This is a genomic window from Kitasatospora sp. NPDC036755, assembly GCF_040636595.1.
GTDB lineage: Bacteria > Actinomycetota > Actinomycetes > Streptomycetales > Streptomycetaceae > Kitasatospora.
Map to the genome: position 1 here is coordinate 43,831 of NZ_JBEZUT010000010.1, position 8,787 is coordinate 52,617.

Below are 8,787 nucleotides of genomic sequence, written 5' to 3' on the forward strand. Positions count from 1 at the left end.
GACCGCGACGCGGCGGTACGGGGGTGAGGGTCAGGGGCTTCGGGGTTGTTCGAGTGGGCCGCTATTCAGCGGCTCACCGATCAGCGGCGCACTGTGGAATTCTCGCCGACGCGTTCGGCTCTGGCCGGCCGTACTGCCGGCTTCTTTCGCTGCCGGGGATTCCGCGGCTCGGGTGTCTTCATCCGCCCGCTGGTGCGGAGAAGTGTTTCGACTACGCGTTCATGGGCTCCAGGATTGCGCATTTCGACGTCCGGTTGAAGCGGTGGCGGGATTTGATCGACAAAGTGTCCGATTCGATCTCCTCGGGAGCCGCCGGCGGTCTCGGGCGCCCCGGACGCCCGGTATCATGCGCGCCGGGCGGGGTGGACAGTCGATGATCGACCAATGCAAGCTGACCGCATGGCAGTTGAGAATCTTGACACGCCGTCGGCCGATGCCGACGGTTCCTTAGCGGGAACGGTTCGCCGGCCCGGACTCGCCCTCGGGGTGCTGGCCGGGGCACTGGCCCTGGACGTGAGCGGCCTCGGCGTGCTCAACGCCGCACTGCCGTCCGTCGGGGAACGCTTCCACCTGGGCGAGAGCACGCTCCAGTGGGTCATGACCGCCTACGCCGTCACCTTCGCCGGCTTCCTGCTGGTGGGCGGTCGGCTCGCCGACGTCCTCGGGCGGCGACGGGTGTTCGAGGTCGGCGTCGCACTGTTCACCGTGTCCGCGCTGGTCGGCGCGGTGGCCCCGAACACCGTGGTGCTGCTGGGGGCGCGGGCCGTCCAGGGGATCGGCGCCGCCCTGTCGGGGCCGGCCGCGCTGGCCCTGCTCACCGACACGTTTCCGGCCGGTCCGGCCCGCAACCGGGCCTTCGGGGTGTACGCGGCCGTCGGCGCCGCGAGCTTCAGCGGCGGGGTGCTGCTGGGCGGCGTCCTGACCGAGTTCCTCGGCTGGCGCTCGGTGCTCTGGTTCTCGGTGGTCCTGGGCCTCGGCGTGCTCGGCGCGACGCGGATCGGACTGCCCGACGGCGCCGGACACCGCGGCGGGCTGGACCTGCCCGGCGCGATCACCGGCACCCTGGGCCTCACCCTGCTCGTCGTCGGCGTCAGCACCGGCGGCGCGACGGCGTGGATCGTGCTGGGCGCGGCGGTGCTCTGCCTGGTGCTGTTCGTCCTGCGGGAGCGCCGCACCGCCGACCCGGTGCTGCCGCTCGGCCTGTTCCGGATCGCCTCGGTGCGGGAGGCGAGCCTGGCGGCCTTCCTCCAGTACACGGGCTCGGTCGGAATGCTGTTCTTCGCGCCGCTGTACCTGCAGGGGATGCTGCACTACTCGCCCTTCGAGTCCGGCATGGCCCTGGTGCCGATGTCCCTGGCGGTGTTCCTCACCGCCAACTTCGCCACCGGCCGGCTGCTGGCCGTGTACTCCCCGCGGACGCTGATGGCCGTCGGCCTCGTCCTGATCGGGGTGGGCACCGGGCTGTGGCTGGGTACGCCGCAGGACGGTTCCTACGTGCTGCACGTGCTGCCCGGCCTGGTGGTCAGCGGCGTCGGCCAGGGGCTGAACTTCCCGTCGATGACCTCCGCCGGCCTGTCCGGGGTGCCGGAGCGGCAGCAGGGCGTCGCCGGCGCGGTGAACGTCGTGACGCAGCAGATCGGCGCCAGCGCGGGCGTGGCGGTGATGGTCCTGGTCGCGGCGACGAGCGCGGACCAGCTCGCCGGCTACCACCTCGCCTACGTCACCGCCGCCGTCGCCTGCCTGTTGGGCGCGGCGGTCATCGCGGTGCGGCGGCGGAAGGCCTGACGGTCCGTGCCTGACGGTCCGTGCCTGACGGCCTGCGCCTGATGGCCCGCGCCTGACGGTTCCTGTCCGACGGCCCGTGCCTGACGGTTCCTGTTCGACGGCCCGTGCCCGACGGCGGCCCGGGGTGCGGTGCTCCGCACCCCGGGCCGCCTCCTGACGATCGGTCGGCCGCCGCCCTCGGCGCGGGTCCTCAGGCGTTCGCGTCCGTGGAGGCGCGCACCACCAGCTGCGGCGCGAAGCGCTCGACCCGCTCCGCGCGCTCCCGGGGCGGGGCCTGAAGGAGGGTCAGGGCGCGTTCGGCCATGGCGGCCAGCGGGTGGCGGATGGAGGTGATGGGCGGGTCGAGCAGTTCGAGGAGCTCGGTGTCGTCGAAGCCGGTGACGGCGATCCGGCCGGGCACGGGGACGGCCGAGCGCTGCAGGGTGCTGACCAGTCCGACGGCCAGGACGTCCGCGCCGCAGACGACGGCGTCGATCCCGGCGTGGAGTTCGGCGATCCGGCGGCCCGCGGTGCGGCCGGCGTCGGTGGTGAAGCTGGGCAGCAGCACGGTGGTGGCGTCGGCGCCGCGCGCCCCGGTGAAGGCGGCGAGGCGTTCCGCGCCGGAGGAGGACGCCTGGTCGGCGGCGACCAGGGCGATCCGGTGGCGGCCGAGGCCTTCGAGGTGGTCGAGCAGCAGCCGCATCGCGGCGGTGTTGTCGAGGGTGACGGCCACGGTGCCGGAGCCGGTGGCCCAGCGGTCGAAGAGGACGACGGGCGCGCGCTCGGCGGCGGCCCGGACGGCGGGGCCGGACGCCGCGGCGGAGACCGGGACGACGAGCAGTCCGTCGACCCGGCCGCCCAGCAGGGTCTCGATCTGCTCCGCCTCGACGGTGGTGTCGTTGGCGGCGTCGGATACCACCAACTGCCCCCCGGATCCGCGGACTTGCTGGGCGAGGGCGTCGACGAGCTGGACGAAGTACGGGTTGGCGAGCGAGGGGACGACCACGCCGACGGTGCCGGTGGCGCCGGTGCGCAGCGCCCGGGCGGAGTGGTTGGTGCGGTAGCCGAGGTCGCGGGCGGCCTCCTCGACCCGGCGGGCGAGCTCGGGGTCGACGTTGCGCGGGGTGCCGGCCAGGACGCGTGAGGCCGTCGCGCGGGAGACACCGGCGGCCGCGGCCACGTCGAGGAGTCGGGGCGCTGTCACGTGGGGCGGTCCTTCGGGGTCGGGGGCGGGCTCGGCTGAGCTGGCGGAATGCGCAGCACGAGGGTACTTGACGGTTTCCGGGGGCTGGTCCACAGTGTGGGAGATCGATCTCCCACGGAGTCTCCAAGGAGTGCGGATGCCGCCCATCACCGTCGTCGGTTCGGTCAACCGCGACCTCGTCCTGACCGTCGAGGACCTGCCGCGGCCCGGCGAGACCGTCCTCGCGCGGGGCTTCGTGGAGGGCGTCGGCGGCAAGGGCGCCAACCAGGCCGTCGCGGCCGCCCGGCTCGGCGCGCGGGTCCGGCTGGTCGCCCGGGTCGGTACGGACGCCGGTGCCATCCTGCGGGCGCTCGCCGCCGAGGGCGTGGACGTCGAGGAGGTGCGCCCGGCCGCGGAGGGCACCACCGGGATCGCCTCGGTGGTGGTCGACCGGGCCGGCGAGAACACCATCGTGGTCAACCCGGGCGCCAACGCCGCGCTGTCCGTCGCGGACCTGCCGCGGCGGCTGGCCCGGGAGGCGGGCGAGGTCGTGCTGGTCCAGCACGAGATCGCCCCCGAGGTGGTCGCCGCCGCGGTGCTGCGGGCCCGGGAGCAGGACGGCATGGTCGTCCTCAACCCGGCCCCGGCCCGGCCGGTCGCCCCGGAGGTGCTCGCCGCCGTCGACGTCCTCGTGCCCAACCTCGGCGAACTCGCCACCCTGCTCGGCGCACCGCTGCCCGCCGGACCGGACGGCGCCCGCGAACTGCTGGAACGGGCCGCGCTGCCCTGCCGGGCGGTCGTGGTGACGCTCGGCGCGGCCGGGGCGCTGGTCACCCGGCCCGGTGGCCCGGCCGTGCACCTGCCGGCGCCCGTCGTGGACGCCGTCGACACCGTCGGCGCCGGCGACACCTTCTGCGGAGCCCTCGCCGACGCGCTCGCCCGGGGGGCCGACCTGCTCGCCGCCGCCGAACGGGCCGTCCGCGCGGCCTCGTTGGCCGTGACCGGGCTCGGCGCCCAGTCCTCCATGCCGACCGCGGCGCAGCTCGACGCGACCGCCGGCCTCCTCGACGCCCCCGCCTTCCCGTAGCACCCTGACGGGACCCAGCGGCCCCCGTCCCCGTTCCACCCGTTTCCCCGTGCTGTGACGTACCCCCCGGTCCCCCCACCCCCCCCCGCATCACCAGTTCAACGGAGAACACCCCATGCGCAACCTCAAGCTCGGCCTGTTCGAGAACGCCCAGACCAACGCGGGCGGCACCGCCACCTGGCGCCACCCCGACAGCCGCCGGCACCTGTTCGACACCCTCGGGTACTGGCGCGAGATCGCGCGGGTCTGCGAGGACGCCAAGCTCGACTTCCTGTTCCTGGCCGACGCCTGGGGCTGGTCGGAGATCAACGGGGTGCGTCCGCCGATCGCCACCGAGGAGACCCTGGACCTCCCGCGCCTGGACCCCTTCGTGGTCGCCTCGGCGCTGCTGGCGAGCACCACCGACCTCGGCCTGGTGGTGACCGGCTCGGTGCTGGTGGAGCCGCCGTACGCCTTCGCCCGGCGCCTGGCCACCCTGGACCAGCTGTCCGGCGGCCGGCTCGGCTGGAACATCGTGACCACGGGCACCGCGGACACCGCCGTCAAGGCCTTCGGGATGGACATGGTGGCGCACGACGCCCGGTACGAGATGGCCGAGGACTTCCTCGACCTGGTCTACAAGTACTGGGAGGGCGCCTGGGACGCCGACGCCCTGGAGAAGGACAAGGCGGGCCGCTTCGCCGACCCGGCCAAGGTCCACCTGGTCGAGCACGACGGCCCGTACTTCCGCTCGCACGGCTACGGCAACACCGCCCGCTCCCCGCAGGGCACCCCGGTGCTGTTCCAGGCCGGCGCCTCCCCGGCCGGGCGGCGGGTCGGCGGGCGGCACGGCGAGTGCATGTTCGTCGGCAGCGGCTCGGTGGAACAGCTCGCCGGGCACACCGCGGCGATCCGCGCGGAGGCCGTCCGGGCCGGCCGCCGCGCCGACGAGGTCAAGGTGATGTCGGCGTTCTCCTGCGTGCTCGGCGCCACCACCGCCGACGCCGAACGCCGCTGGCAGCGCGTCCTGGACGCCCAGCGCCCGGAGGTCACCGTCGCCAGCTACGCCATGTTCACCGGCCTCGACCTGTCCTCGTACGCGCCCGACACCCCCATGTCGGAGCTGTCCACCGAGATGTCGCAGACCCAGGTCGCCCGGTTCGCCGGCAAGACCGTCGGCGACGTGCTCGCCGACTGGCACACCCACGGCGTCGGCGCGCGCCCGGTGGTCGGCACCGCGGAGGAGATCGCCGACGAGATCTGCGCCCTGGCGGAGGGCGCCGACCTGGACGGCTTCCTGCTCTCGCCGACCGTGCAGCCCGCCTCCACCGTCGAGTTCGTCGAGTCGGTGCTGCCCCTCCTGCGCGCCCGCGGCGTCTTCCGCGGCGAGTACGGCGACGGCGAGTCGCTGCGCGAGCGGCTCACCGGCGCCACCGACCGGGCGCTGCCGGCCGGCCACCCGGCCGCGCAGTACCGGCACTGACCCACCCGAACCGCGACGAGAGGACGGCGACGACCATGGTCCTTCCCGCCCACCACCCGGACCCGGCCGCCGCCGCGTCCGCGCAGCCGCGGCCGGTGGAACCGCACCCGGCGGAGCTCGACGGCGCCGCGCTGCGCCGGGCGTTCGGCGCCTACCCCACCGGGGTGGTCGCGCTCGGCGCCCTGCGCGACGGCGAACCGGTCGGGCTCGCCGTGAGCTCCTTCGTGTCGATCTCGCTGGAGCCGCCGATGGTCGCGGTCAGCGTGGCCCGCACCTCGACCACCTGGCCGAGGCTGACGGAGGCGCCGGCGCTCGGGCTGAGCGTGCTCAGCCGGGGCCAGGGCGCGCTCTGCCGGCGGCTCGCCGCCCGCGCGGGCGACCGGTTCGACGGCACCGGCTGGCAGGCGACGCCGGACGGCGCCGTGCTGATCCACGACGCGGCGCTCTGGCTGACCGCCCGGGTCGGCGCGGTGTACGACGGCGGCGACCACGAGATCGTCCTGCTGGAACTGCTCACTGTCGAGCTGTTCCCCGGGGTGGAGCCGCTGGTCTTCCACACCAGCCAGTTCCGTGAGCTCACCCCCCATGGCTGACGCTCCCGCGACCCCCCTGTCCGGCACCGTGGTGCACGGTGCCGGCCGGGGGCGGGGGCTCGGCTTCCCCACCGCCAACATCGCCCCCGACCCCGGCACCCCCGTCCCGCCGCCCGCGATCTACAGCGGCTGGCTGGCCCGCCGCGCGAGCGGCACCGTGCACCGCGCGACGATCAGCGTCGGCACCAATCCCACCTTCTGCGACACCCCCGAGATCCACACCGAGGTGTACTGCCACGACGCGCCCGGCGACCTGTACGGCGAGCACGTCGACCTCTGGTTCGTCGCCCGGATCCGCGCCACCGAGCGGTTCGCCTCCGTCGACGAGCTGCTGCTCGCCGCCCGGGAGGACGTCCGCCGCTCCGAGGCGCTGCTGGACTCCGCGCACGGACGGCACGTCCGCGCATCCCTGTCCTGACGCGCCGTCATCTTCCTCTGCTTCCTTTTGAGTCGAAGCACAACACCCTGCACCTGCCCGGCGCGCGGCCCCGCACCCCACGCGGCCCGCGCGTCCTGCGCCACGAGCCCGGTCGGCCCCGCACCCCCCGCTTCGGCGGGGCCGACCGCCCCTTCCCCCACCTCGCTCCGCACGAACAAAGGTGTGAGTCATGAGCGCGTTCCACTGGCTGAACGAGCAGTTCGACTTCTTCGGTCTCCCCGTCTACTGGTCAGACTTCCTGGGCAACATCCTCGCGCTCGCCACCGTCTGGCTGGCCCTGCGGCGCTCACTGGTGGCCTGGCCGGTGCAGATCCTCGGCTCGGTGCTGCTGCTGATCGCCAGCCTGAACGTGCACCTCGGCGGCAACGCCGCCCGGCAGATCGTCATCATCGTCTCGGCCTCCTGGGGCTGGGCGACCTGGAAGCGCAGCCGCGAACAGGAGGGCGCCATCAACGTCCGCTGGGCGTCCTGGCGGGAGCGCGCCCTGCTGATCACCGCGATGGTGGCCGGGACGGCCGCGTTCGCCGCGGTGCTGAAGGGGACGGACGCCTCGTTCTACCCCGGGGCGCCGTGGTGGATGGTCCTCGCGGACGCCTGGATCTTCGTCGGCTCGATCCTCGCCATGTACAGCCAGGCCCGCCGCTACGTGGAGTTCTGGTTCGTCTGGCTGGCCGTCGACCTGGTGGGCGTGCCGCTCGCCGTCCACTCCGAGCTGTACTTCTCCGGCATCGTCTACGGCATCTTCTTCGTGATGGTGCTGCTCGGGATCCGCGACTGGGCCGCCCGCAGCAAGCCGCAGGAGATCGCCTCGCCGCTGGAGCCCGCCCTCCTGGTCGAGGGCCGGGACGCCGACTGACCGCCGCTCCCGGCGCGTCTCCCGCGGGCCGGTCCCACCCGGGGCCGGCCCGCTTCGCTCCGCCGCGGTTCGCCCGGACCTGCTTCGGCCCGCCCGGGACCGTCGGATCAGGGGGCGGGCACGGAGTCGGTGAAGGACGTCCCGGCCGCGCGGTAGGCGGCGACGGCGGCACCCACCCGGGCGGGGGTCAGCACCCGGTCCTTGACGTGCAGGACGTAGTCCACCTGCTCCTCGTAGGCGCGCTCCTCGGTGCCGCCGTGGCCGGCGAGGTCGGTGAGCCACTGGTTGAAGGCGATCGCCATCGGCCGCTCGGGGAGGTAGCGGGCGCCGTGGCGGGCGAACTCGACCCCGTCGACGTAGTACACGATGCCGCTCTCGTCGACGGTCAGGACGAGGTCGTGCCAGCCGGCGAACGAACTCCGGGAGGTGGTGTACACGTTGTCGGCGCCCTCGGGGCCGTACGTCTCCCACGAGGTGGCGAAGAAGATGTTCGAGGGCTCGCCCCAGCCACCGTTGGGCAGGTACTCGAAGTCGTACTCGGAGTAGTCGTCGGCCATCGGGGCCCTGAGGTCGTTGATCGCGAAGAAGCTCTGCACCAGGTGGTCCCCGTCCGGGCCGGTCACCGGGGCGTCGGCGAAGCGGACCCGGGCGGCGTACGTGCCGTACCGGAACTTCGTCGCCAGGCTGTGGAACTCGCTCTGCCGGGTGGACTCCGGAGTCCCCGCGGTGGCGGTCCGCAGGGTCATCACCGAGTTCCCGGCGTCCCGGGCGAAGGTGACGTTCTCGGCCGCCCAGGCGGCCCCGCCCACGCCCGGACCGCCGGCGCCGGAGCGCGCGCCCCAGCCGTGGGCGGCGAGCGACGGGTCGTCGTGGCCGGAGTAGTCGAAGTCGTCGAAGAGCACCGCGCCGGCCGGGACGGTCGGCCCGGTGGGGGCGGTGCCCCAGACCGGGACCCCGGCGACGCCCGCGGTGACCTTGCCCCAGGGCGCGTACGCGGTCTGCGCGGCGCCGAAGGAGTAGTCGTCGCCCTGTTCCATCGACTGCCAGTCGGAGCGGTGGAAGCGCAGTCGGAGGTCCCCGCTGTCCGCGCCGGGAGCCAGCGAGCCGGCGCCCGCCGTGAAGCCGATCTCCAGGTAGCGGTCGGCGGCCGCGCCCGGCTCGGCGACGGTGCCGAACGTGCCGGTGACGTTGGCGCAGCCCCGGACGGCCCAGTCGCAGGCGAAGCGGTAGGCGGCGGAGGGGGCGTCGGCCCTGAAGTAGTAGCGCAGCCTGACCTGGTCGAGAGCGACCGGCGCGGAGCCGGTGTTGACGACCTTGAGCCAGGGCGAGGCCTGGGCGGTGCCGCCGCCGCCGTTGCGGTACTGCACGGCGAGCGACTCGCCCGCGGCCGCGGCGGGCAGGGC

General features: G+C 74.3%; 8 protein-coding genes. 6 read left to right on the top strand and 2 right to left on the bottom strand.

Features of this window, described 5'->3' with window-relative positions; genetic code table 11:
* Positions 1 to 399 precede the first annotated feature (399 nt).
* A complete protein-coding gene (locus AB0E96_RS02925; RefSeq protein WP_359817713.1) occupies positions 400 to 1,785 on the top strand; it encodes an MFS transporter in 1,386 nt (461 codons plus the stop codon).
* 190 nt (positions 1,786 to 1,975) lie between these two features.
* Here the strand turns inward: AB0E96_RS02925 and AB0E96_RS02930 are convergent, their stop codons facing one another.
* Positions 1,976 to 2,968: a LacI family DNA-binding transcriptional regulator gene (locus AB0E96_RS02930; RefSeq protein ID WP_359817715.1), complete on the bottom strand. Its 993-nt coding sequence runs from the start codon at positions 2,966 to 2,968 to the stop codon at positions 1,976 to 1,978.
* Positions 2,969 to 3,104: 136 nt separating this feature from the next.
* On the opposite strand from AB0E96_RS02930, the gene AB0E96_RS02935 reads away from it, so the two are divergent.
* The 5 genes from AB0E96_RS02935 to AB0E96_RS02955 all read left to right on the top strand — a co-directional run bounded on the left by AB0E96_RS02935 (position 3,105) and on the right by AB0E96_RS02955 (position 7,384).
* Positions 3,105 to 4,034 carry a ribokinase gene (locus AB0E96_RS02935; protein ID WP_359817717.1) on the top strand — a complete coding sequence of 310 codons (930 nt, stop codon included), beginning with the start codon at positions 3,105 to 3,107 and terminating at the stop codon, positions 4,032 to 4,034.
* 115 nt (positions 4,035 to 4,149) lie between these two features.
* Positions 4,150 to 5,496: an NtaA/DmoA family FMN-dependent monooxygenase gene (locus tag AB0E96_RS02940; protein WP_359817719.1), complete on the top strand. Its 1,347-nt coding sequence runs from the start codon at positions 4,150 to 4,152 to the stop codon at positions 5,494 to 5,496.
* Positions 5,497 to 5,531: 35 nt separating this feature from the next.
* Entirely contained in the window at positions 5,532 to 6,089 is a 558-nt protein-coding gene (locus AB0E96_RS02945) for a flavin reductase family protein (protein WP_359817721.1), read from the top strand.
* Positions 6,082 to 6,507 carry a riboflavin kinase gene (locus AB0E96_RS02950; protein ID WP_359817723.1) on the top strand — a complete coding sequence of 142 codons (426 nt, stop codon included), beginning with the start codon at positions 6,082 to 6,084 and terminating at the stop codon, positions 6,505 to 6,507. The genes AB0E96_RS02945 and AB0E96_RS02950 overlap by 8 nt, the downstream gene beginning before the upstream one ends.
* A 190-nt stretch (positions 6,508 to 6,697) precedes the next feature.
* Positions 6,698 to 7,384: a nicotinamide mononucleotide transporter family protein gene (locus tag AB0E96_RS02955; protein ID WP_359817725.1), complete on the top strand. Its 687-nt coding sequence runs from the start codon at positions 6,698 to 6,700 to the stop codon at positions 7,382 to 7,384.
* A gap of 107 nt (positions 7,385 to 7,491) precedes the next feature.
* On the opposite strand, the gene AB0E96_RS02960 is transcribed toward AB0E96_RS02955, so the two are convergent.
* The coding region (locus AB0E96_RS02960; RefSeq protein ID WP_359817727.1) for a cellulose binding domain-containing protein at positions 7,492 to 8,787 on the bottom strand (1,296 nt) is incomplete at its 5' end.